General features: G+C 63.5%; 1 protein-coding gene. It reads right to left on the bottom strand.

Annotation, left to right across the window (positions count from 1 at the left end):
* Positions 1-203 (bottom strand): cbb3-type cytochrome c oxidase subunit I (locus tag EA798_RS20500; RefSeq protein WP_208643733.1); only part of this gene is annotated, 203 nt, incomplete at both ends.

Genomic DNA, 203 nt, shown 5'->3' with positions numbered 1-203 from the left:
TCGTTGATCGCGCGCCACATCAGGCCCTGGGCGATACCGTTGACCCACATCGAGGCGATGTAGAGCACGGTGCCGATGGTGGCCAGCCAGAAGTGGGTGTTGATCAGTCCGACGCTGTGCATCTGAGCGCGGCCGAAGACCTTCGGAATCAGGTGATACAGCGCACCGATGGACACCATGGCAACCCAGCCGAGGGCGCCGGC

Source organism: Pseudomonas songnenensis, assembly GCF_003696315.1.
In the GTDB taxonomy this organism is placed as follows: domain Bacteria; phylum Pseudomonadota; class Gammaproteobacteria; order Pseudomonadales; family Pseudomonadaceae; genus Stutzerimonas; species Stutzerimonas songnenensis.
The sequence above is the reverse complement of the archived record's forward strand: the minus strand, read 5'-3'. Positions and strand labels throughout refer to the sequence as shown.